The 24,074-nt window shown below is 68.8% G+C and carries 16 protein-coding genes; 11 read left to right on the forward strand and 5 right to left on the reverse strand.

Annotated elements, in window-relative coordinates:
• Window positions 1-37 precede the first annotated feature (37 nt).
• Both ACZ3IC_RS09595 and ACZ3IC_RS09600 read left to right on the forward strand, forming a co-directional pair.
• Window positions 38-3,805: a S8 family peptidase gene (locus ACZ3IC_RS09595; RefSeq protein WP_467414328.1), complete on the forward strand. Its 3,768-nt coding sequence runs from the start codon at window positions 38-40 to the stop codon at window positions 3,803-3,805.
• A gap of 967 nt (window positions 3,806-4,772) precedes the next feature.
• Window positions 4,773-6,515 carry a pyruvate dehydrogenase gene (locus tag ACZ3IC_RS09600; protein ID WP_467414330.1) on the forward strand — a complete coding sequence of 581 codons (1,743 nt, stop codon included), beginning with the start codon at window positions 4,773-4,775 and terminating at the stop codon, window positions 6,513-6,515.
• Between the two features lie 111 nt (window positions 6,516-6,626).
• Here the strand turns inward: ACZ3IC_RS09600 and ACZ3IC_RS09605 are convergent, their stop codons facing one another.
• The gene (locus ACZ3IC_RS09605) at window positions 6,627-9,788 is read right to left on the reverse strand and encodes an alpha-mannosidase (RefSeq protein ID WP_467414332.1); all 3,162 of its coding nucleotides are present in this window, start codon (window positions 9,786-9,788) and stop codon (window positions 6,627-6,629) included.
• A gap of 157 nt (window positions 9,789-9,945) precedes the next feature.
• Here ACZ3IC_RS09605 and ACZ3IC_RS09610 point away from each other — a divergent pair, with 157 nt between their 5' ends.
• The 7 genes from ACZ3IC_RS09610 to ACZ3IC_RS09640 all read left to right on the forward strand — a co-directional run bounded on the left by ACZ3IC_RS09610 (window position 9,946) and on the right by ACZ3IC_RS09640 (window position 16,843).
• Window positions 9,946-11,112, forward strand: a complete 1,167-nt coding sequence (locus tag ACZ3IC_RS09610; protein WP_467414335.1) for an NAD(P)/FAD-dependent oxidoreductase — start codon at window positions 9,946-9,948, stop codon at window positions 11,110-11,112.
• Between the two features lie 37 nt (window positions 11,113-11,149).
• On the forward strand, window positions 11,150-11,476 hold the full coding sequence (locus ACZ3IC_RS09615; protein WP_467414336.1) for a (2Fe-2S)-binding protein: 327 nt from the start codon (window positions 11,150-11,152) through the stop codon (window positions 11,474-11,476).
• Window positions 11,457-12,935 carry an FAD/NAD(P)-dependent oxidoreductase gene (locus ACZ3IC_RS09620; RefSeq protein WP_467414338.1) on the forward strand — a complete coding sequence of 493 codons (1,479 nt, stop codon included), beginning with the start codon at window positions 11,457-11,459 and terminating at the stop codon, window positions 12,933-12,935. The genes ACZ3IC_RS09615 and ACZ3IC_RS09620 overlap by 20 nt, the downstream gene beginning before the upstream one ends.
• 136 nt (window positions 12,936-13,071) lie before the next feature.
• On the forward strand, window positions 13,072-13,980 hold the full coding sequence (locus ACZ3IC_RS09625; RefSeq protein ID WP_467414339.1) for a dihydrodipicolinate synthase family protein: 909 nt from the start codon (window positions 13,072-13,074) through the stop codon (window positions 13,978-13,980).
• 99 nt (window positions 13,981-14,079) lie between these two features.
• On the forward strand, window positions 14,080-15,081 hold the full coding sequence (locus ACZ3IC_RS09630; RefSeq protein ID WP_467414342.1) for a proline racemase family protein: 1,002 nt from the start codon (window positions 14,080-14,082) through the stop codon (window positions 15,079-15,081).
• Window positions 15,078-16,022, forward strand: a complete 945-nt coding sequence (locus tag ACZ3IC_RS09635) for an ornithine cyclodeaminase family protein (RefSeq protein ID WP_467414343.1) — start codon at window positions 15,078-15,080, stop codon at window positions 16,020-16,022. Before ACZ3IC_RS09630 ends, ACZ3IC_RS09635 begins: the two co-directional genes overlap by 4 nt.
• A 92-nt stretch (window positions 16,023-16,114) precedes the next feature.
• Complete coding sequence (locus ACZ3IC_RS09640; protein WP_467414346.1) at window positions 16,115-16,843, forward strand: GntR family transcriptional regulator; 729 nt, start codon at window positions 16,115-16,117, stop codon at window positions 16,841-16,843.
• Between the two features lie 108 nt (window positions 16,844-16,951).
• On the opposite strand, the gene ACZ3IC_RS09645 is transcribed toward ACZ3IC_RS09640, so the two are convergent.
• On the reverse strand, window positions 16,952-18,418 hold the full coding sequence (locus ACZ3IC_RS09645; RefSeq protein WP_467414349.1) for an aminopeptidase P family protein: 1,467 nt from the start codon (window positions 18,416-18,418) through the stop codon (window positions 16,952-16,954).
• Window positions 18,419-18,718: 300 nt separating this feature from the next.
• On the opposite strand from ACZ3IC_RS09645, the gene ACZ3IC_RS09650 reads away from it, so the two are divergent.
• A complete protein-coding gene (locus tag ACZ3IC_RS09650) occupies window positions 18,719-21,115 on the forward strand; it encodes a M9 family metallopeptidase (protein WP_467414350.1) in 2,397 nt (798 codons plus the stop codon).
• A gap of 97 nt (window positions 21,116-21,212) precedes the next feature.
• On the opposite strand, the gene ACZ3IC_RS09655 is transcribed toward ACZ3IC_RS09650, so the two are convergent.
• Complete coding sequence (locus ACZ3IC_RS09655; RefSeq protein WP_467414352.1) at window positions 21,213-21,602, reverse strand: barstar family protein; 390 nt, start codon at window positions 21,600-21,602, stop codon at window positions 21,213-21,215.
• Between the two features lie 93 nt (window positions 21,603-21,695).
• On the reverse strand, window positions 21,696-22,088 hold the full coding sequence (locus tag ACZ3IC_RS09660) for a ribonuclease domain-containing protein (RefSeq protein WP_467414353.1): 393 nt from the start codon (window positions 22,086-22,088) through the stop codon (window positions 21,696-21,698).
• 341 nt (window positions 22,089-22,429) lie between these two features.
• Between ACZ3IC_RS09660 and ACZ3IC_RS09665 the strand changes: the two genes are divergently transcribed.
• The gene (locus ACZ3IC_RS09665) at window positions 22,430-22,792 is read left to right on the forward strand and encodes an ATP-binding protein (protein WP_467414731.1); all 363 of its coding nucleotides are present in this window, start codon (window positions 22,430-22,432) and stop codon (window positions 22,790-22,792) included.
• Window positions 22,793-22,834: 42 nt separating this feature from the next.
• On the opposite strand, the gene ACZ3IC_RS09670 is transcribed toward ACZ3IC_RS09665, so the two are convergent.
• Window positions 22,835-23,911, reverse strand: a complete 1,077-nt coding sequence (locus ACZ3IC_RS09670) for a DUF2637 domain-containing protein (RefSeq protein WP_467414356.1) — start codon at window positions 23,909-23,911, stop codon at window positions 22,835-22,837.
• Between the last annotated feature and the right edge of the window lie 163 nt (window positions 23,912-24,074).

Raw genomic sequence — 24,074 nt, forward strand, 5'->3', positions numbered from 1 at the left:
TTGTGCAGAGGCGTTCCGGTTCTATCTGGGGAGAGCGATGCGTCCGATATCGCGTACGGCACTGGGAGCGGCCACCGCCGCCGTCCTGGCCGTCACCGCGATCGCACCGTCCACGGCAGCGCCGCAGGACGATACGACCGCGAAGAGGCCACTGGTCGGCAGTGAGGCCGCCGAGGTCAAGGCGGGCAAACCGGTCACCGTCACGCTGGTCACCGGCGACAAGGTCTCGGTGAGCACGGACAGTTCGGGGACCGCTTTGGCCACCGCGCTGCCGCGCGAGGACGGCACCGTGCCGCTCATCCAGACCCGTCAGTCCGGCAAGGACCTCTACGTCTACCCCGACACCGCCGCCGCTGCGCTGGCAGCCGGCACGGTCGACGAGGAACTTTTCAACGTCACTGGGCTCATTCGTCAGGGTTACGACGACGCGAGCACCAAGTCGCTGCCGCTGATTGCCGTTTACGGCCAGGACGTGGCCCGCTCCGTGTCCGTCACCCCGCGTGGAGCCGAGCGCGGACTCGCGCTCGACGCCATCGACGGCGTCGTGCTCAAGGCCGACAAGGCGAAGGCTGCCGACTTCTGGTCGGACGTCACCAACACCCGTTCCCGCTCGGCCTCCGGTCTGAAGAAGCTGTGGCTCGACCGTAAGGTTCAGGCCACTCTCGACCAGTCGACCAAGCAGGTCGGTGCCGACCTCGCCTGGGCCGCCGGATACGACGGCAAGGGCACCAAGGTCGCCGTGCTCGACACCGGTGTCGATGCCGAACACCCCGACCTCAAGGGCCGGGTCTCCGCCTCGAAGAACTTCACCGACTCCGCCACCACTGACGACCGGCAGGGCCACGGCACCCACACCATCTCCACCGTGGGCGGCTCCGGTGCGGCCAGCGACGGAAAGAAGAAGGGCGTCGCCCCCGGCACCGACCTGCTCGCCGGCAAGGTCCTCGACGACTCGGGCTCCGGTGCAGAGTCCTGGGTCATCGCCGGTATGCAGTGGGCCGTCGACCAGAAGGCCGATGTCGTCTCCATGAGCCTCGGCGGCGCGACGCCGGGCGACTGCACCGACCCGATGAGCCTCGCCGCCGAGGAACTCTCCCAGAGCAAGGACACCTTGTTCGTCATCGCGGCCGGCAACTTGGGCCCGGCATCGAACACCGTCTCCTCGCCGGGCTGCGCTCCGAGCGCGCTGACCGTCGGCGCCGTCGACCGCGAGGATGCCACGGCCCAGTTCTCCAGCCGCGGACCGGTCATCGGTTCGCACACCCTCAAGCCCGAGATCACCGCCCCCGGCGTCGACATCTCGGCCGCGGCGGCCGGTGGCCGCGGGGTGTACGCCTACCAGACGATGTCCGGCACATCGATGGCCACCCCGCATGTCGCGGGCGCCGCAGCCATCGTGAAGCAGCGTCACCCGGACTGGACCGCCCAGCAGATCAAGGCGGCTCTCGTGTCCTCCGCGAAGAGCGACATCCCCGGCGATGTGCGCGAGACCGGCGGTGGCCGCCTCGATGTGAAGGCCGCCATCGACACCACCGTCGTCGGCGCCCCCGCCGTCCAGGGCGGTGCGTTCAACTGGCCGCAGGACAAGTCCGACCGCACGACGGTCGATGTCCCGTACACCAACTCCGGCACCAAGCCGGTGAAGCTGTTGCTGAAGGTGCAGGGCGTCACCGGTAACGACGGTTCGGCGGTCCGCTCCTCCGTCGCCAAGCTCGACGCGAGCACGGTCACCGTCCCGGCGGGCGCGACCGTCAAGGTCCCGCTGCAGATCGACCCGACCGCGCAGCTGAAGGCCGCCCAGTACGGCGATGTCACCGGGCGTGTCCTGGCCACCGGGCCCGACGGCGTCAAGGTCTCCACCCCGTTCTCGCTGTACGTCGGACCGGAGACCGTCACCCTGCGCGTCAAGCTTGTCGACCGCGCCGGCAAGCCCGCCAAGGGATCCTCCTCGGTGGACCTCATCGGTACCGACACCGCCGACGGCGAGCGCCGCTTCAACGCCGGCGCCACCGAGCAGGTCTACCAGGTGCGCCCCGGTGCGTACTTCGTCTCCAGCTTCATCACGACGACGGACCCGAAGGACGCCACGGGGCGGATGATCGAGTCCGTGGGCTACCTCGCGCGGCCGCAGTTGAACGTCACCGAGGACACCACCCTGGTCCTGGACGCCCGCAAGGCTCACCGGATCCAGGTGAAGACGGAGGACCGGGCGTCCGAGAACCGCTCCACGACGCTCGCTTTCGGCCGCAGCTGGGATGACACATGGCTGCACTCGGGCTCCCTCACCGTCAGCGGTCTCATCAAGAACTACCTGGTCGACGTGCAGGGCAGGGCGAGTGACGGCGACTTCGAGTTCGACAGCTTCTGGCGTGCGTACGCACCCCAGATCGAGAAGCTGTCGGTCGTCGGTGGCACCGAACTGCACCCGACGACGGCCAACACCGGTGCCGTCAACCTCGACGGTACGGGCGAGGCCGCACTCGTCGACGCGGGCACCGGCACCCCCGACGAGCTGGCGTCCGCCGGTGTCTCGGGCAAGATCGCCCTGGTCAAGGTCGCCGACGACGGCTTTATCGGCACCCATGCGGCGAACGCCAAGGCCGCGGGCGCAAAGGCGGTCATCGCGTACCGGCCGTCCGCCGGTCCCTGGCAGCCTGTCGCCAAATTCGGTACGACGCCGCCTCTGCCCGCACTCGGCGTCGAGGCGAGCGAGGCCGACGCCCTCAAGGCCGCCCTGGCCACCGGCCCGGTCAAGCTGAGCTGGAAGGCCACCGCCGTCAGCCCGTTCGTCTACAACCTCGCCTTCCCCGAGACCGGCCCCGTCACCTCGGACCGGACCTACAAGGTCAGGGACAGCAAGCTCGGCAAGACCAACGCCACGTACGAGGCGATGGGTGTCGCGGCCGACTACATCGACCTGATGAACATCACCCGGCCGGACGGCAGGATCATCTCCAACGGCTTCGACGTCGTCGCCGTTCCCGGCAAGCGCACCGAGTACTACTCGGCGGACGACACCGCATGGAGGCACTTCCTCTCGTCCAGCTTCCCCTGGGGCGAGTTCATGGTAGACCAGGCCCGTACCTACACGAAGGGCATGAAGCGCACGGAGGACTGGTACCGGGGCATCCCGGCACCGGCCGCCCCGCGCGACGCCGAGGGCAAGCTCCAGCTCGCCGCCGAGCGGCAGGACAACCTGATCGGAGTTGCCCCGGGCTTCTGGAGCGATAGCGAACACGCCGGTATCCAGGGTTCCTTCGGAGACGAAGGTAATATGCAACTGACCAGCGGCGGCAAGGTGCTGGGCAAGTCCACCTACCCGTCCGGGGTGTTCACCGTCCCGGCCGAGGACGCCGCGTACGAACTCACCCTGAGGACCGGAAAGTACGGATTGCCGGCCGCCGTGTGGAAGCGGTCCACCCAGATCGATACCACCTGGAAGTTCCGCTCGGAGCGGGACGAGAACGTGTACTCGCAGGGGATTCCGCTGCTCTTCCCGGGCTACGACCTGGACAGCGACGGGCTCAAGACCCTCGCGGCGAAGGACGGTCAGACGATCGGCCTGAGCGTCACCGGCCACGCGGGCTACACCCCCGGCAAGCTGGTCGCAGCCAAGGTCTCCTACTCGTACGACGGTGGCGAGACCTGGACCCAGGCCACCACCGCGGAGGAGGGCGGCCACTGGACCGCGACCGTGAACCACGCGGGCGCGGCCGGCAAGCCGGTCACCCTGAAGACCGAACTGACGGACGCCAACGGCAACTCCGTCATCCAGACCGTGACCGACGCGTACGCCGTGCGTTGATCACGCCCTGACCGGTCCGCCGGGCGTCCTTCCCGTGGGGGGTGGGGCCGCCCGGCGGACCTTTTCCATGGCCGCTTCTTCCGGATGACCCGTTTTCGTAAGGCCCGTGCGGTGGACAACAAGGGCATGAGCCGGCCGGGGGAGAGGTCCGCCGCCCACGAGGACGACTGGTGGCGCAGGCTGCGGCCGGGCCTCCGCCGTCCGTGCCCGCGGTGTTTGAGTCGGTGCAGGTGCGTGCTCCGTGGGGGCCGCCAGTTGCGTCCGCACGCGGCCCGGGTGCGTCCCCGGCCTACGTCGCAGCCGCGCACCTTCGCCGCACCGCCGGTTCCGGCCGGTCCTCCGGCCGACGCCGACCTGCCGTCGGGGCCGGACTTGCCGTCGGGGCCCGAGCTTGCGCCCGAGCCGTCCTTCGCCGATGGGGCGTCCGCGCCGGCGCCGCCTCTGCCCAGGCGGCCGGACGGTGAGGGACCGGCACCTGCACCCGAGCCTGAACGCGTACCCGCCGTACCCGCACCCGCTGTACCCGCACCCCCTCCACTCCGCCCCGTTATCGGCCATGTGGGTGACCGGCCGCCCACCTGCGACGCCGAGCCCACCGCGCCGCCCGCCCCCCGTCCCCCAAGAGCTGGACGGCCTCGTCGCCGACACCGTGCTCGACGGCGCCGGATACGGCACGTACACCCTGCGCGCCGCCTCCGCGCGCGGGGACTCCGCACGGTTCCGTGGCGAGCCCCGCCGCGATGCGCTGCTCACCGTGCGCTTCGGCTCCCCCTCTCCCGGGGGCGGCCCCGACGGAGACCACCTCACCTGGATCTGGACATCGCCACGCCCCTGCGGATACCCAGCTCAGGGTGAAGCAGTACTCCGACGACCGTACGAGTGCCGGCGTCCGGGAGGCGTAACCGCGCGCGTCATGGGTTGATGGATGCGGAGTCCGGAAGCCGAAGCGCGGAAAGGGTACGTACCCATGGCCAAGCAGAACGTGTCGGAGCAGTTCGTCGACATCCTCGCCCGGGCGGGCGTCAAGCGTATGTACGGCGTCGTCGGCGACAGCCTCAACCCGGTCGTCGACGCCATTCGCCGCAACTCGGCCATCGACTGGATCCAGGTCAGGCACGAGGAGACCGCCGCGTTCGCCGCCGGAGCCGAGGCACAGATCACCGGCTCGCTGGCGGCCTGCGCCGGATCCTGCGGCCCCGGCAATCTGCACCTCATCAACGGCCTCTACGACGCCCACCGCTCCATGGCGCCCGTTCTCGCCCTCGCCTCGCACATTCCTTCGAGCGAGATCGGTCTCGGCTACTTCCAGGAAACCCATCCGGAGCTGCTCTTCCAGGAGTGCAGTCACTACAACGAGATGATCTCCAACCCGCAGCAGATGCCGCGGCTGCTCCAGACGGCCATTCAGCACGCGATCGGCCAAGGCGGGGTCAGCGTCGTATCGATGCCGGGTGACATTGCATCGCAGCAGGCCCCGGAGAAGTCGATCGAGCACGCCCTGGTCACCTCGCGGCCGACGGTACGGCCCGGTGACGGGGAGATCGAGAAGCTCTGCCGGATGGTCGACGAGGCGAAACGCGTGACCTTGTTCTGCGGCAGCGGCACGGCGGGCGCCCACGCCGAGGTGATGGAGTTCGCCGAACGGGTGAAGGCCCCGGTCGGGCACGCACTGCGCGGCAAGGAATGGATCCAGTACGACAACCCGTACGACGTCGGCATGAGTGGACTGCTCGGATACGGTGCCGCCTACGAGGCAACCAACGAGTGCGATCTCCTCATCCTGCTCGGCACCGACTTCCCGTACAATGCCTTCCTCCCCAACGACGTGAAGATCGTCCAGGTAGATGTGCGCCCGGAGCACCTCGGCCGACGCTCCAAGCTGGATCTGGCGGTCTGGGGCGATGTCCGTGAGACGCTGCGCTGTCTGACCCCGCGGGTCAAGGCCAAGGCCGACCGAAAGTTCCTCGACCGGATGCTGAAGAAGCACGCCGACGCACTTGAGGGCGTGGTCAAGGCGTACACCCGGAAGGTCGAGAAGCACATCCCGATCCACCCGGAGTACGTGGCCTCGGTGCTGGACGATCTGGCCGACGACGACGCCGTGTTCACCGTCGACACCGGGATGTGCAATGTCTGGGCCGCCCGCTATCTCTCTCCCAACGGCAAACGCCGCGTCATCGGTTCGTTCAGCCACGGCTCGATGGCCAACGCGCTGCCGCAGGCCATCGGCGCCCAGTTCATCGACCGGAACCGGCAGGTGGTGTCGATGTCCGGCGACGGCGGATTCACCATGCTGATGGGGGACTTCCTCACCCTGGTGCAGTACGACCTGCCGGTGAAGGTTGTACTGTTCAACAACTCCTCGCTCAGTATGGTCGAGTTGGAGATGCTGGTCGCCGGCCTGCCGTCGTTCGGTACGACGAACAAGAACCCGGACTTCGCGGCGATCGCCCGGGCCGCAGGGGCGTACGGCGTACGGGTGGAGAAGCCCAAGCAGCTCGAAAGTGCCCTCAAGGATGCCTTCAAGCACAAGGGCCCGGCGCTCGTCGATGTCGTCACCGACCCCAATGCACTCTCCATCCCGCCGAAGATCAGCGCGGAAATGGTGACCGGCTTCGCGCTCTCCGCCAGCAAGATCGTGCTGGACGGGGGAGTCGGCCGGATGGTCCAGATGGCCCGCTCCAACCTGCGGAACGTGCCCCGCCCCTGAACGGAGCCGAACGGCGGGGTGGGGCGGGACCTTGCGCCGGCCCTGGCCGGGACCCCAGGGGGCCTCGCCGGGACTTCTCTCCGGGACTTCCCTCCGGCGCCGGACGGTGCCTCAGGCCGGGGTCAGCCGCACCGTCAGGATCTGGAACGGCCGCAGTGACAGAACGAGGCCGTGCTCATCGGTGTCCGCCTCATGCAGCGGCCGTTCCAGCAGGTCGGTGATCCGGGCCCGTACGACGGGGAATCCGGCCCGCAGCGTCGTCTCGGCGCGCCCGCCCGCCGACTCGTACAGCCGCACGATCACATCGCCGCTGCGGTCCTCGGCGAGCTTCACCGCCTCCACCGTGACCGCCGGATGTCCGGTGCTGATCAGAGACGGCAGGGCCGGTGCCAAGGCCGCCCGCAACGGCAGGTTGAGCGCCAGCCCCTCCCGTACCGCGTCCGTGACCTCGCCGCCCGGCGCCAGCGCGTACCTGAACCGGTGTGTACCGAGGTCGGTCTCCGGGTCCGGGCTGTGCGGGGCGCGCAGCAGCGTCAGCCGTACAGTCGTGCCGAGGCCCGCACCGTGCGGGGTCCGCGTCACCTCGTGCCCGTACGTGGAGTCGTTGAGCAATGTGATGCCGTATCCCGGCTCGGCGACCCGAAGCCAGCGATGGGCGCAGATCTCGAATTGGGCCGCGTCCCAGCTGGTGTTGTCGTGCGTGGGGCGGTGGACGTGCCCGAACTGGATCTCGGCCGTGGACCGTTCGGCGTGCACGTCGAGTGGGAACGACGCCTTGAGGACCTTCTCCGACTCCTGCCAGTCCACCTCGGTGTCGATGTCGATCCGCCGACTGCCCGCGGTCAGACGGATCTCCTGCACGATGCGCGATGCTCCGAACGACCGCTTCACACGGACAGCGGCCCGCAATGGCCCCTCTTCGATCAGTTCGACGGAGTCGGCGTCGGTGAGATCGGTACGGGTGCGGCGGTAGTGCCGGTCGATGTCCCAGGCGTCCCAGTGATTGGGGTGATCCGGATGCAGCTGGAGGAGGTTGGCCCGGTGACCGGGGGCGAGGACCTCTCGCCCCGCGCCGAGATCGCGGACTGCGGCGATCAGCCCGTCGCCGTCCACCACGACCCGCAGCAGTCCGTTGTCGAGCACGAAGCCCTCGCCCCCCGAACCGGTCGTCGGCACGCCCGCGGAACGGGGCGCCGGCTCGCCCGCGGACCCGGCCACCGTGACCGCGTGCTCCGGAACCGCCGAGCCGTCCAGCAGACCGGCACCCAGCCCGGGTGTCTCGGCCAGCACCGCCGTACGCCCGCCGCCCAGTGGCTGCACTTGCGCGCCGGAGGGCAGCACTGCGCTCGCCTCCGCGTCCAGTTCGACCACCTGACTGCGGTGATACGGGGAGGAGTTGAGCGTCACCAAACCTGCGGCATTACCCAGCGCCGCCACCGCGTCCGCCACCAGGTCGGCCAGCTCCTGCCGTACTCGTTCGTAGGTCTCGCGGGCCTCCCGGTGCACCCAGGCGATCGACGAGCCCGGCAGGATGTCATGGAACTGATGCAGCAGCACTGTTTTCCACAGCCGGTCCAGCGTCTCGTACGGATAGGGGTGGCCGGGAGTCCGCAGTGCCGCTGTCGTCGCCCACAACTCGGCCTCGCGGAGCAGGTGTTCGCTGCGGCGGTTGCCCTGCTTGGTCTTGGCCTGGGTGGTGTACGTGGCCCGGTGCAGCTCCAGGTAGAGCTCGCCCGACCACACGGGTGCCTGTGGCCCGTACTCCTCCTCGGCCGCCGCGAAGAACGCCGACGGCCTCTCGATCTCGACCCGCGGCGAACCCTCCAGATCCCTGAGCCTGCGTGCCTTCTCCAGCATCTCGCGGGTCGGACCGCCCCCGCCGTCGCCCCAGCCGAACGGGACGAGGGAGCGGGTCGCCAGCCCCTTTTCCGTGAAGTTCCTTTCTGCATAGGAGAGTTCGCGGCCGTGGAATTGCGCGTTGTAGGTGTCCACGGGTGGGAAGTGGGTGAAGACCCTGGTCCCGTCGATGCCCTCCCACCAGAAGGTGTGATGTGGCATTTTATTGCTCTGGTTCCAGGACAGTTTCTGTGTCAGGAACCATTTCACCCCCGCCAGTCGAGCCAGCTGCGGGAAGGCGGCCGTGTATCCGAAGGAGTCCGGCAGCCAGATCTCCTCCGTCTCCACCCCCAGCTCCTGCTCGAAGAACCGCTTGCCGTGCACGATCTGCCGGGCAAGCGCCTCACCGCCCGGCATATTGGCATCGGACTCCACCCACATCGACCCCACCGGCGCCCACTGGCCGTCCGCGACGGCCTGCTTGATCCGCTCCCAGATGTGCGGCTGACGCTCCTTCATCCAGGCGTACTGCTGGGCCTGCGACGCGGCGAAGACGAGCTCCGGATAGTCCTGGGCCAGCGCGGTGACATTGGCGAAGGTGCGCGAGGCCTTGCGCACCGTCTCGCGCAGCGGCCACAGCCAGGCCGAGTCGATGTGCGCATGCCCGGCGGCCGAGATCCGGTGTGCGCTCGCGGACGCCGGGCGGGACAGCGCGTCGGCCAGCTCGTCCCGGCCGGCTCGCGCCGTGCCCACCACATCGTGCAGATCCAGCGCGTCGAGCATGCGCTCCAGCGCTCGCAGGATCTCGTGCCGCCGAGAACGGTCGACGGGCAGTTCCCGCATCAGCTCGGAAAGCACCTCGATGTCCAGAACGAGATGCCAGACCTCCTCGTCCAGCACGGCCAGGTCCGCCGAGGCGAACCGGTACAGGGGCCGGTCGCCCGCCGTCAGTACGTCCCCGAGCCGCGTCGGCGCGAAGCCGTGCTCCAGCACCGCCGGGTTGGCCGCCGCCTCCAGGAGCAGCGAGACCGGCTCACCGCCCGCCGCCGGGGACGCGACCGTCAGATGCCGATTGCGCGGATGGATGCCCTTGAGCGGGACGCCCGTTGCGTCGTACAGCATCCCCTCGGCCTGGAAGCCGGGCCCTTGACCGGAGAAGCCCGGGTCGACGATCACCTCGACCCGCCGCCCCGCCCAGTCCTCGGGCACCGTGCCATCCAGTCGGAACCAGCTGGTGGACCACGGTTTCCCCCACTCCGTGCCCGTGCTGAACGGTTCGTACGTTCCCTCCAGTGCCTGATCCACCGGTACGGGTTCGCCGGGGATGTGCCGGACGGAGAGGGTGAGCGGGGTCCGGGCCGGGTACTGGGCGGGGCGGATGAACTGGTGAAGGGCCCTTTCGAGGCGGTCCTCCACCAGGGTGCGGTCGTCGTGCATCACGGCTCCTCGGGGTCGGCGCCTTGAGGGCGTCCATGGTTCCACTTCCCCGACAGCACAACCGGAACCCCTGCGGGCGGCGCGACGGGGTGATGGTTGATCAACTGGCCCTGCACACACCCTTGGCGGCTTCAAAACAATGTGACATATTACTGTCGTGTTCATGAGACAGCCCCTGGATGTCGTAATCGTCGGGGCCGGAGTGGTCGGTGCCGCCTGCGCCTACTACGCCTCCCGGTCCGGACTGTCCGTAGCCGTCGTCGACCGAGGGCCGGTCGCCGGAGGCACCACCGGAGCCGGGGAGGGCAACCTCCTGGTCTCCGACAAAGTGCCAGGACCCGAACTCGAACTGGCTCTGCTCTCCGCCTCCTTGTGGCGCCGACTGTCGGAAGAACTTTCTTCGGACATCGAGTACGAGACCAAGGGCGGCCTGGTCGTGGCGGCGTCCGAGGAATCCCTGACCACCCTGTCCACGACGGCCGCCGCCCAGCGGGGAGCCGGAGTCGAGGCATGCCACGTCACATCCGACCGGCTCCGCGACCTCGAGCCCCACCTCGCACCGCACCTCGCCGGAGGCTGCCACTACCCGCAGGACGCTCAAGTCCAACCAGCCCTGGCCGCTGCCGAGTTGTTACGCACAGCCAACCGCGCCGGGGCTCTTCTCTGTCCGGGGGAGGAGGTCGTCGGGATACTCAGGGACCGGGATGGTGCGGTACGCGGGGTGCGTACCGCGCGGAGTGAACTGCGTGCCCCGGTGGTCGTCAACGCGGCGGGCACCTGGGGTGGTGACCTGGCCGCACTGGCCGGCGTGGACCTGCCGGTCCTGCCGCGCAGGGGGTTCGTGCTCGTCACCGAGCCGTTGCCGCGGCTGATCCGGCACAAGGTCTATGCCGCGGAGTACGTGGCAGATGTGTCGAGCGGGTCCGCGGCGCTGCAGACGTCGCCCGTGGTGGAGGGAACCCCGTCGGGGCCGGTGCTGATCGGAGCAAGCCGCGAACGGGTCGGCTTCGACCGGACGTTGTCGGTTCCGGTGATCGCCCGACTGGCCTCCCAGGCCGCCGCTCTCTTCCCCGTACTGGCGGATGTGCGGGTGATGCGCGCCTACCACGGGTTCCGTCCCTACCTGCCCGATCATCTGCCGGCGATCGGCCCGGACCCCCGGGTGCCAGGCCTCTTCCACGCCTGCGGCCATGAAGGAGCCGGGATCGGGCTGGCCCCCGTGACCGGACTGCTGATCGCCGACGCGATCGCCGGGCGGCAGCCGGCACTCGATCTCGGACCGTTCGCCCCGGACCGGTTCGACACCGCGTGCAATGTCACATGACTGCGGAGGGGACTCGTGTGCCCCAGGAGAGGACCCAGTGAGACGTACCCGTGCACGTACCCCGGCCGAGCTCGTTGCGGCGCGACCCGAACCGGAATTCCAGCTGACCTTCGACGGGCGCCCGATCCGCGCACTGCCGGGCCAGAGCATCGCCGCCGCTCTCTGGTCGGCGGGCATCCTGACCTGGCGCACCACTCGGGTCCACGGCCGACCGCGGGGAGCCTTCTGCGGCATCGGCGCCTGCTACGACTGCCTGGCCACGGTCAACGGCCGGCCGAACCTGCGCGCATGCCTGCTTCCCGCACGCCCCGGAGACGCCATCACCACACAGGAGGGCGACGGGCATGCCGCACTCGACAGATGAACGCCGCCCGCGGGACGTGGACTGCGCCGAACTCACCGTGGTGGGCGCGGGACCGGCCGGCTTGGCCGCCGCCGTCACCGCGGCCGATCACGGGCTCGACGTGGTTCTGCTGGACTCGGCCGTCACGCCCGGTGGGCAGTACTACCGGAGCCCGCCCGGTGGGCTCGGTGCGACCCGGCCCGGCGCCCTTCACCACGGCTGGCCCGTCTTCGCCGAACTCTCCGCACGACTTGCCGCGCACCGCGACTCCGGCGTGATCCGTCACCTTTCCAACCACCAGGTGTGGACTGTCGAACGAGCCGGTGAAGGCGACTGGATCCTGCACGCCGTCACCGGAGCCGAAGAGGATCACCGTTCCGCTGTCCGGGCCCGTCGGCTGTTGCTGGCGACGGGTGCCCATGAGCGGCAACTTCCCTTCCCCGGCTGGACACTTCCGGGCGTGGTGAGCGCGGCCGGAGCCCAGGCCATGCTCAAGTCCGGCCTGGTGCTGCCCGGCCGCCGGATCGTGGTCGCGGGGAGCGGCCCGCTTCTGCAGGCCGTCGCCCTCTCGCTGACGCGTGCAGGCGCGAGCGTTCCCGCACTGATCGAAGCGTCCGGTTACGGGGCGTACGCGCGCGCTCCCCGGGTACTGGCCGCCAACCCCGGCAAGATGGCGGAAGGGGTCCGGTACGGGGCGGCACTGACCGGCGCCGGAGTCCGAGTGCTGACGCACCGGGCAGTCACCGACGTGCACGGCGACGGCCGGGTGGAGGCGGTGACCGTCAGCCGGGTGGACCGCCGGTGGTGTCCCGTGCCGGGGACCGGCCGCAAGATCGCCTGCGATGCCCTCGCCGTCGGACACGGGCTCGTTCCTCAGCTGGAACTCGCCATGGCGGCGGGCTGCGGTACGCGCTTGTGCGTGGACGGTACGCATGCCGTCACCCTCGACGAGCAGCTGCGGACCACCGTGCCGGGCGTCTGGGCAGCGGGAGAGACCGGCGGTATCGGTGGCGTTGAACTCGCCCTATATGAAGGCGAATTGGCTGCACTGTCGGTCATCGGCGAGATGCGGGGCGGGGTGGATCGGGCAGCGGCGCGCAGAGCAGCCGCTCTGCGTCGTTCCCGACGCCGTCTGCGGGCCTTTTCCGCCTTGATGGGTGCCGTGCACCGGCCGGGAGCGGGGTGGAGCGAATGGCTGACCGGCGACACGGAGGTCTGTCGTTGCGAAGAAGTCACCGCGGGCCGGATCCGTACCGCGTGCGAGGAGCTCGGAGCCGGTGACACCAGGACCGTCAAACTGCTCACCCGGGCCGGAATGGGGTGGTGCCAGGGCCGGACCTGCGGATTCGCGGTCCGCGAACTGGCCGACGCGCACGGCGGCGGACGCAGCGCCGGTGAAGAGCCGAGCGGCCCCGACCGGCGCCCGCTGGCCTGCCCGGTAAGGCTGTCCACGCTCTCCGACCTGGCCGACCCCGGATAGACCCGCAGCCAATCCCCCGACACTCCCCGACACGCCTCGGCCGCGCCTCGGTACTGCGCGCCGTCAGCCGCTGCCCACGCTTCCCCCCACACCGTGAATGTCACACCTCGAATGTCACACCTCTCAAGGAGCCACGATGCAGACGAACGCCCACCCGCGCAACCAGCCCTGGCACGGTGTCATGGTCGCCACACCGCTGACCCTGCGCGATGACTGCACGATCGACTACGACGCCTATGCCGAGCACGTCCAGCAGCTCATCGCAGCGGGTTGCGACGGTGTCGTGCCCAACGGGTCACTGGGGGAGTACCAGACCCTGACCGACAGCGAACGCGAGCAGGTGGTCCGGGTCGCGGTCGAGGCGGCAGGCGACGGCAGCCGCGTCATGCCGGGCGTTTCCGCCTACGGCAGCGCGGAGTCACGGCGCTGGGCGGAACAAGCGGCAGAGGCGGGCGCCGGTTCCGTACTGCTCCTGCCGCCCAACGGCTACCGCTGCGAGGACGCGGCGGTCCGGGCCCACTACGCCGATGTGGCCGAAGTCGGGGTTCCGGTCGTCGCGTACAACAACCCGTACGACACCAAGGTGGATCTGGCACCGAGCCTGCTCGCCGCTCTCCACCAGGATGGCAGCATCGTGGCGGTCAAGGAGTTCAGCGGCGATGTCCGAAGGGCCTACGAGATCGCCGAACAGGCACCCGGCCTCGACCTGCTCGTGGGCGCCGACGACGTCCTCCTGGAACTGGCACTCGCCGGCGCCGTCGGCTGGATCGCCGGTTGCCCGAACATGTTGCCGTCCTGCTGTGTCGAGCTGTACCGGGCCGCTGTGACGGGTGACATGGCAAGCGCCCTGCCTCTGTACCGGGAGCTGCATCCGCTGCTGCGGTGGGACTCGAAGCCGGAGTTCGTCCAGGCCATCAAGACATCCATGGACGTTGTCGGACGCCATGGCGGCCGTACCCGTCCGCCACGTCTTCCCCTGCCCGCCGACGACGAGGCCGCCGTACGTGCCGTGACGGAGAAGGTACTGGCAGCGGGCCTCGGCTGAGCGCCGTGCCGCCGTCGCACGTCCGGTCAGTGCCCAACCCAGCCCGTTCCTTCCGTCCTTTCCGTTCTTCGTGTTCGTCGTGACGAACCAGGGGGAGCCTTGCAGACACGTCACATCTTCCATGCGGTCGACTCACACACCGAGGGCATGCCCACCCGTGTCATCACCGGCGGCATCGGCGCCATTCCCGGTGCCACGATGGCCGAACGGCGCACGTACTTCCAGAAACACCGGGACGCCGTGCGGACCCTGCTCATGTACGAACCGCGCGGCCATGCTTCCATGAGCGGCGCGATCCTTCAGCCACCCACCCGGCCCGACGCGGACTTCGGCGTCCTCTTCATAGAGGTTTCCGGCTATCTGCCGATGTGCGGGCACGGCACCATCGGGGTCGCGACCGTTCTGGTGGAGACCGGCATGGTCGAGGTCACCGAACCCGTCACCACCGTACGGCTGGACACGCCGGCCGGACTCGTCAGCGTCGACGTCCGGGTGGAGGACGGCGCGGCCACCGCTGTCACCCTGACCAACGTTCCCGCGTTCAGCGTCGCACTCGACCGGACGATGGACGTACCCGGCTACGGACCGGTCCGCTACGACCTCGCCTACGGCGGAAACTTCTACGCGATGGTGCGGCTGTCCGACCTCGGGCTGCCCTTCGACCGGGCGCGCAAGAACGACATCCTGGCGGCCGGACTCGCTCTGATGGACGCGGTCAACGCCGCTGACCGGCCCGTTCACCCAGAAGAGCCCGACATCCACGGCCTCAAGCACGTGCAGTTCATCGCACCCGGTTCCGATGCCCGCCACTCCCGACATGCGATGGCCATCCACCCCGGCTGGTTCGACCGGTCGCCCTGCGGAACCGGCACCTCGGCACGCATGGCCCAACTGCACGCACGCGGTGAACTTCCCCTGGACACCGACTTCGTGAACGAGTCCTTCATCGGAACGTCGTTCACCGGGCGTCTCGTCGAGAAGACCACCGTGGGCGGGCTGCCCGCCGTCGTCCCAACCGTCACCGGCCGTGCCTGGATCACCGGTACCGCACAATTCTTCCTGAACCCGTCCGACCCCTTCCCCGAAGGATTCCTGCTGTGAACCTGCCCCTGCTCGGCGCCGACGACATCGAGGCCCTGGGACCGACCGGAGCCCTGCACGCTCTGGAGGCGGCGCTGAGCGGGGGACTCGATCCGGAGACCTCCCCGGCCCGGCACCATGTCACAGTGCCCGGCGGAGAACTGCTGATCATGCCCGCCACCACCCAGCAGGTGACCGGAGTGAAGATCGCCGGAGTCGCCCCCGACAACCCGGCACGCGGCCTGCCACGGATCACCGGAAGCTATCTGCTGCTCGACGGCCCCACCCTGCTGCCGCTCGCCCTGCTCGACGGGGCCGCGCTCACCACACTGCGCACACCGGCAGTTTCCGCACTCGCGATCCGCCACCTCACCCCGCCCCTCCTGCGCCATCTGGTGCTGTTCGGAACCGGCCCCCAGGCGTACGGACACCTTGCCGCGGTGCTCGCGGAACGGCACGTCGAACGGGTCACCGTGATCGGCCGTACCCCGCACCGGGCCGCCGCGCTGGTCGAGCACGCGCGTCAATGCGGCGTGGACGCCCGTGCGGGTGGGGCCAACGGGGCCGAGGAGGTTGCCACCGCCGATCTGGTGCTCTGCTGCACCACGTCCGCCACTCCGCTGTTCGACGGCACGCTCGTGCCGGACGGGGCGACAGTCGTCGCGGTCGGCTCGCACACCCCGGACGCCCGGGAGGTCGACACGGCTCTGGTGTCACGTTCCACCGTGATCGTCGAATCGAGGACGGCAGCCCTGTCGGAGGCGGGCGATCTGTTGATTCCGGTGGCGGAAGGGGCCTTCGGAGCCGAGGACATCGCCGGCAACCTCGCCGACCTGGTGACCGGTCGGATCCTCGGTGAGAAGCCGACTGCCTTCGAGCGCCCCCGGTTCTTCAAAAGCGTCGGAATGGGCTGGGAAGACCTCGCGGTCGCCGCGGCGGTGCACCGGAAGTCGGCGCCCTGACCGAGCTGCCCACAGGTCAGGGAACGACGACGGGCCCGAGTGGAAACGTGACATTGTATTCTGAGGGCCCGTACGGCGTTGGAGGAACAAACATGGCCCGCCTGTCGACGCTCAATGTCATCTCGGCGCAGGAGCACTTGCGCGACCAGGTGGCGAACGCCCTCAGGGCGGCCCTGATCGCCGGGGAGCTCCGTCCGGGCATGATCTACTCCGCCCCCGCGCTCGCTGCCGAATTCGGGGTGTCCGCCACCCCGGTCCGCGAGGCCATGCTCGACCTGGCGCGTGAGGGCCTGGTCGAAGCGGTCCGCAACAAGGGCTTCCGGATAACCGAGTTGACCGAACAGGACCTCGACGACTTCACCGAACTCCGCGCCATGATCGAGGTACCCACTGTCGGCCGCATCGCCCGGATGGGCAAGGTCAGGGAGCTGAAGGCGCTTCGGCCGCTCGCCCTGGCGATCGTCGCCGCTGCAGCCGAGCACGACATCATCGGTTATCTGGAGGCCGACCGCCGTTTCCATCTCGAACTGCTCGGTCTGGCGGGCAACCGCAGGTTGGTGGAGGAAGTCGGCAACCTGCGCAAGCGATCACGCCTCTTCGGACTGAACCGGCTCGACGCAACGGGTCAGTTGACCGTCTCGGCCGAGGAGCATGTCCAACTGCTCGACCTCGTGATCGCCGGTGACGCCCAGCGCGCCGAGGCCTGCATGCTGGCCCATATGTCACATGTCAGATCGATATGGGCCGAGGGGGACGGCGACGACGCGGGCGCCGGAGGCACCCGGGGCAGAAGCGCGTCGCTGCCGGTCGCAGAGGCCTGACCCACCGGTTTCGTCCCGGAGCCCCAAGCGGCACTCCGCCCCCCGTTCTTCACCGGCCGCCCCCCCGCCCCCCGCGCGGGGGGCGGCCGCCGAAGTGGGCCGGTCGGCTCAACTGTCCAGCAGGGCGGCCATCCACTCCTCGATTCCGTCGGCGGTGCGCGGCAGCGCGGACGACATGAGGCGGGCGCCGTCGGCCGTGATCACGAGGTCGTCCTCGATCCGCACTCCGATTCCGCGCAGCGACCGGGGCAGCGTCTCGTCGTCGGGCTGGAGATAGAGCCCCGGTTCCACGGTCAGTACCTGGCCGACTTCCAGGCGCCCGTCCAGATAACGGTCGGCGCGTGCCTGGGCACAGTCGTGAAGGTCCATGCCAAGCATGTGACCGCTGCTGCAGAGCGTGTACCGGCGGTAGAAACCGTTGTCGGCGTCGAGCGCCTCATCGGCGGACATTCGCAACACGCCCCATTCGCACAGCCCTTCGGCGATGACCCGCATGGCCGCCAGGTGGAAGTCACGGAACCGTGCCCCGGGGCGCAGGGCCGCGATGCCCGCTTCCTGTGCGGCGAGCACCAGCTCGTAGACGCTGCGCTGTACGGGGGAGAAGCGGCCGGACAGCGGCAGGGTACGGGTGATGTCGGCCGTGTAGAGCGAATCGGTCTCCACCCCGGCGTCCAACAGCAGCAACTGGTCGCGTTCCAGGGGGCCGTCATTGCGGATCCAGTGCAGGACACAGGCGTGCGCCCCGGCTGCGGCTATCGTGGAGTACCCCGGACCATTGCCTTCCAGCCGGGCCCGCAGATCGAAGACGCCCTCTATCCAGCGTTCACCGCGCGGGTGCCGCAGCGCCTGCGGAAGGCTCCGTACCACATCCTCGAATCCTGTCACCGTCGCATCGACGGCTTGCTGCAACTGGCTGATCTCCCACGGGTCCTTGACCAGTCGAAGCTCACTGAGCACCGCTTCCGGTCCCGTCGGCACCGACCGTCGGCGCTGGAGCGAGCGGCAGGGACGCAGGAGTTCGTCAACGGAAGGGTCCACCCCTCCCAGTACCCGTACCGGTGGCTGTGGCCCGGTCAGCAGCTTCTCCCATGCGTCCAGGTGTGCACAGCGGATGCCGGTCATCCGGGCGGCTTCCTCCAGATCGGGTCTGCGCCCGACCCAGAACTCCCCGTATCTGCGGTCGCGGTAGAACTCGTGGCCCGTGCGAGGTGACCGGGGCCGCAGATACAGCACCGCCTCGTGCCGCTCGTCGCCGTCGGGTTCCAGGACGAGGACGTGTCCGGCCTGGTCCTCGCCGGTGAGGCCGGTGAGCCAGGCGTAGCCGGTGTGCGGACGGAAGCGATGGTCCGTGTCGTTGGAGCGGACTGCGAGCGCGCCCGCCGGGACGACGAGGCGCTCGCCCGGGAAGCGGGCGGCGAACCGGGCACGGCGGGCCGGGGTTACGTCGTATGAGGGGACGCGGATGTCCGCAGGCAGCGGGGTATCCGTCCACGCCGCGCTCATGAAGGCGTCCAGTGCGGGCGACACCGGCAGGTCATGGCTGCCGGTGCGGGGCGCGGAGAGGGAATGGGGCACGGGCATTGCTCCTCAGGGGTCTGTCTGCGCTCTGTCGTGGCACAACGGCTTGGCGGTCAGTAATCCGAAGCCTGCGGCCGGTGTGTACGCGGGGTGCCGCTGAAATCCGGTGTCACGGCGCGGAGTTGTCGCCGAGATGAATGTTGCGAAAAGACTTCCGAAGGACATGTGACATGTGCCATTGTACAGCGCGCGGACGGATAGGTCGTGTTCATGTCACGACGTGCGCCGGCCCACCCTTCGCGTATTCCCCCACAGCCGTGCACTGTTGCGCGGCAACACTCCGCTGGGAGGCGGCACGTGAAGAACCGAACGGTTCGACAGAGATTCACCGGACTGTCCACTGTGGTGCTGGCGGCATGCCTGGGAACGGGCCTGCTCTCCGCACCCAGCCAGGCCGTCGAGCGACACCCCACCGCATCGACAGCAACCGCGGCGACCGGTCACACCCCGACCGCCGACGCCGAATCGGCGCGGCCGGGAAGCGGTCCCGCAGAGCCGGGCGGGCCCGCCGCCGAGGCGCTGACCGCACCCTCCGACGACGCTGACCACGTCAGTCGTAAAGCCTTGAAGGCCGCCGACCGGCCGCCGTTGTCCGCATCCAAGGACGCACTCAGGCGGGACTACGACGACCCGAGCACAGCCCTCCCGAGCCATTTGGCACCCTCGATGAAGGCCAAGGCCCGAGCGCGGGCCAAGGCCGCCGTCGGGGCCTCGGCCGCGTGCAATGTCAGCGACTTCACCAGCCGTACCGGAACCGCCCTGGTGGAGCAGGTCAAGTCATCGACGACCGCCTGTGTGAACACACTGTTCCGGGTCAAGGGCAACGACGGCTATCTGGCCTTCCGTGAAGAGCAGATGGTCACCATCGCCAACGCCATGCGCGACGGGTCGGCCGCCTATCCCGGCGACAGCAGTACCGGCATGCCCCAGCTGGTTCTCTATCTCCGAGCCGGCTACTACGTGCAGTTCTACGACCCCGACACCGTGGGCAGCTACGGGCCGCAGCTGCGTACGGCCATCCAGGGCGCGCTCGACGCGTTCTTCGCCTCCTCGCACGCCTTCGACGTCACTGACGCCAACGGGGAGACCCTGTCCGAGGCTGTCATATTGATTGACAGCGCCGTAGAGAACGCCCGCTACCTGTCTGTCGTCAAGCGACTGCTGGCCGACTACGACTCCTCGTACAACAGCTCCTGGTACATGGTGAATGCCGTGAACAGCGTGTACACGGTGTTCTTCCGCGGTCACCAGGTGCCGGAGTTCATCGCCGCGGTGGAGGCCGACCCCAGCCCGCTGGACGCCCTCAGCGACTTCGCGTCGCGCCATCTCGACCTGCTGGGCACCAAGCAGTCGTTCCTCGCTTCCAACGCGGGACTTGAGCTCGGCCGCTTCCTCAAGGAAGACTCCCTGCGCCCCAAGGCAAGCCCGTTGGCCGCCGGACTGCTCGGCAAGAGCTCCATCACCGGCCCCACCGCCCCGCTCTGGGTCGGCGTGGCGCAGATGGTCGAGGCCTACGACAAGGCGAACTGCTCGTACTACGGCACCTGCGACCTCGCCCAGCGTCTGAAGAGTGCGGTCCTCCCTGTCAGGCACACGTGCAGCGACAGCATCCGCGTCCTGGCGCAGCAGATGTCCACTGAGGACCTCGACGCGAGCTGCACCAGTCTGCGCAACCAGGATGCCTACTTCCACGACGTCGCCCGAGACAACGGTCCGGTCGACGGCGACCGCAACACCACCATCGAGGTCGTGGTCTTCGACTCCAGCAGGGACTACCAGACCTACGCCGGCGCGATCTACGGCATCAACACGAACAACGGCGGCATGTACCTGGAAGGTGATCCCACCGCGGCCGGGAACCAGCCCCGGTTCATCGCGTACGAGGCCGAGTGGGTCCGCCCCGAGTTCCAGATCTGGAATCTGAACCACGAATACACGCACTACCTCGACGGCCGCTTCAACATGCATGGCGACTTCGAGGACGGACTGACCACGCCGACCGTCTGGTGGGTCGAGGGCTTTGCGGAGTACGTCTCCTACTCGTATCGCAAGGTCAACTACGACGACGCCGCCGCCCAGGCCGCAAACCACACCTACACCCTGCGGGCCCTGTTCGACACCACCTACGAGAACGCCGACCAGACCCGAATCTACAACTGGGGTTATCTGGCCGTCCGTTACATGCTGGAGTCCCACCGCGCGGACATCGACACGCTCCTCGGCCTCTACCGCAAGGGTGACTGGGAAGGTGCCCGCACCCTGCTCACATCGACCATCGGCGACCGTTACGAAGCCGACTGGAACACCTGGCTGACCGCCTGCGCGGCCGGCAGCTGCGGCGGCGAAACGCCCACGGAGCCCGCGCCCGAGTGCACCGGGAGCGACACCAGGGAGCTGGGCCAGGACTGCAAGCGCAGCGGGCTGACCCACACCCGGGACAACTACACCTACCTGTACATATACGTTCCGGCGGACACCGCGCAGCTGAAGATCACCGCTTCGGGCGGCACCGGCGATGCCGACCTCTACTACAACGCGAATGGCTGGGCGACCACCGGCAGTTACACCGATCGGGCCGTCGGTTCCGGCAACGAGCACACGCTGACCATCGACCACCCCGCAGCCGGATACAACTACATCAGCCTTCACGGAGTCGAAGACTTCGACGGCGTGACCGTCTCCACCAAGTACTGAGCGCCATACTGAGTGCCTTCGGTCACACGACAACGGCCGGCCGGCAGAGCGGTGGTCCCGCTCCGTCGGCCGGCCGGCTGTACGCTACGTCGGCGGCTCACAGCAGCCGTAGCGTGCCGGGGGTCGTTTCGTTCGTCAGGGTCTCCACGAGCAGGTCGAACAGCGTCGGTCCCCGCCCGGCCCGGGCGTCGTCGAGCCGCTGCTGGACCGCGGGTCTGTTGCTGGGGTGCACCCGGCTCAGGCTCTGCCGCAGATAGCGAGCCGTCTCCTCATGGCCCAGGGCCTGCGCGGAGAGAGCGTGGTCCCGCCATTCGAAGACGAAGGCGCCGTCGTCCGGAGTGCCCATCCCGCCGGCGAGACAGTCCGCGAGGGCGTCGAAGTTGCGGCCGAAGTATCCGCCGGGGCCGTTCACGGCCTCGCCGATCACTTTCCAGAACTGCTCCAGGCCGGTGACCCGGGAGCCGTCGATCACATAGGTCACGGTCATGGGGGGAGGGTACAAGTGCGGCAACTGCCACCAGTCCGTGATCCGCGCCGCAGGTGGGGGGCTACGGCGCGGATCGGCTCGGAGGGTCGGGCTTCAGCAGCCCTGGTCGATCAGATCGAACGTGGCGTAGTGGTCGCTGGTGTAGTAGTCCTCCCGCACCTCTTCATTTGTGACGATCCGACGTGCGCCGCGGGTCGAGGAGCCGGGAGTGATGACGGTGTACTCGTGGTAGTAGCCGGTGCTCCGGCTGGGCAGGACGCCTTCACGGTTCTGGAAGACGGTGCCGTCCTGCGAGTAGGGGAACGGGCCGCCCGCTTCGATCAGGTCGAGCGTGTCGTGCGCCTGGGCGGGCAGTGCCGAGTAACAGATGCTGCCGACCGAGGTGGTGGCGGCCGTGGCCGTCGTGGTGACCGGGCCGCCGACGAAGAGGACGGATAGGAGGGCGGCTGCGCCACCGAGCGTGGTGATCCGTGGGGGGATTCGCATAGTCACCATGATGACGCGCGTAGACATGGTCCCGTCAACGCCAACCGATGTGAATTTTCCGGAAGTTGACCAACGGGGAGCAAGGGTGACATCGATGTTTCCGCCGACCCGGACCATGCCACCCATTCGCTGTTCACTTATTGATGAGTCGACAAGCGTGACGGCCCGTCTGCGGGGCATGCATCCCCGTGAAGACGTTCGATGAGCAGTCGAGAAGGGGGCGATTCACTGTGCGGGCGGGGGAAACGATGGCGCGTCAGGGAGATGCCGATTCCATGGCGGACGGGGCGGCGCACGAGCCGGGGGCACATGGGCAGCAGCCGGTCCGGCTGCATCGCAGACTGGTCCACACCGATCTGGCGGCCGTGAGTGAAGTGCGGCGTGCGTTGAGGGAGTTCCTGCGATACCGATGGCGGGCGGAGCCGGCCGAGGTGGCGGAGCTTCTGCTCAGCGAACTGGTGACCAATGCGCTGATCCACACCAGGCACGGCGCGGTCGTCACGGTGAGCGTGGCGCCCGCCAAATTGCGGGTGGAGGTACGGGACTTCGTATCCGAACTGCCCCCGTCGTACGTACCGAACGCCGACGACGGTACGCACGGCCGGGGGCTGGTGCTGGTGCAGAGTCTCGCGGACGCCTGGGGAGTCAGCGCACGCGCGCTCGGCAAGGTCGTCTGGTTCGAGCTGGACGGCGAAAGGCCCTGACAGCCCGGAGGGGACCGGGCTGTCAGGGCCTTTCGCGGCGGATCAGCCGAACTGCTGCTCCAGATCCTTCAGTTTCCGCTCCAGCGAATCGAGCCGGGGTAGTGCCTGGGTGTCGTCCTCGGCGGTGAGGTCGACGGTGATCGGATCATTCGAGTTCCGGTCCGAGGCGTTGGAGCTCGGACCCGTCACGGCTTGCAGGGATGGCCGGGTGCGCAAGGGCAGTTGTCCCGGCTCGGATATGGCGGGTTCCACGACGGGCTGCGCGGAGCCCGTCGCCGGGGCGATGGCCTGGACGTCCACCTGGGTGCCACCCCGGCCGACCCGGCGCCAGGCCCGGTTCTGCCGGTTCAGTGCCTTGATGTGGGCCCGGTCCAGCTTCTCCTGGTCCTTCCTGCGGAGACGGTTCTGCTCCTTCTCCCGCCGGTCCTCACGTACCTCGTCGACCGCCTCATCCAGGGTGCGTACGCCCTCCAGCAGCATCAGCGACCAGGCGCCGAATGTCTCCCGGGGGGCGCGCAGCCACCGTACGATCCGGATCTGCGGCAGCGGGCGGGGTACCAGCCCCTGCTCGCGCAGCGCGGCCCGGCGGGTCTGCTTCAGCGCTCGGTCGAAGAGCACGGCTGCCGAGAGCGACATCCCCGCGAAGAAGTGCGGGGCGCCCGCGTGGTCGATTCCGCGCGGCGCGTGCACCCAGTTGAACCAGGCGGCCGCACCGGCGAACGTCCATACGAGCAGCCGTGATCCGAGCGCCGCGTCACCGTGGCTGGCCTCGCGCACCGCGAGCACGGAACAGAACATCGCGGCACCGTCGAGGCCGAACGGAACGAGATACTCCCAGCCCCCGGAGAGGCCGAGGTTCTGCTTGCCGAAGCCGACGAGCCCATGGAAGGAGAGTGCGGCGGCGACCGCCGCACAGCAGAACAGCAACACGTACGAGGCGGTCGCGTACAGCGCTTCCTTGCGTCTGCGACGCTCCTCGCTGCGTTCCCAGCTGTCGTCGGCAGCGGAATTGTCAGCCGCGCGCTTGCCGCGTGCGACCACCGCCACCGCCGCCAGGACTCCCACGAGCAGCACGGCGCCCGGAAGCAGCCAATTCAGCGATATGTCGGTCAGTCTCATGCGCGGTCCCTTGCATCGCGTAGGGCATTTCGGGCGCCATGATTGCCGAAACCCCATCACACTCAGGGGGTTTCGGGGCAAGAGAACGCCATTGGGTTGGCAGGGCATACGGATAGCCGGGATCTGATCGAGTATCCGTACACGGCCAGTGATGTGCGTTCGA

Source organism: Streptomyces sp. NPDC002958, assembly GCF_055563255.1.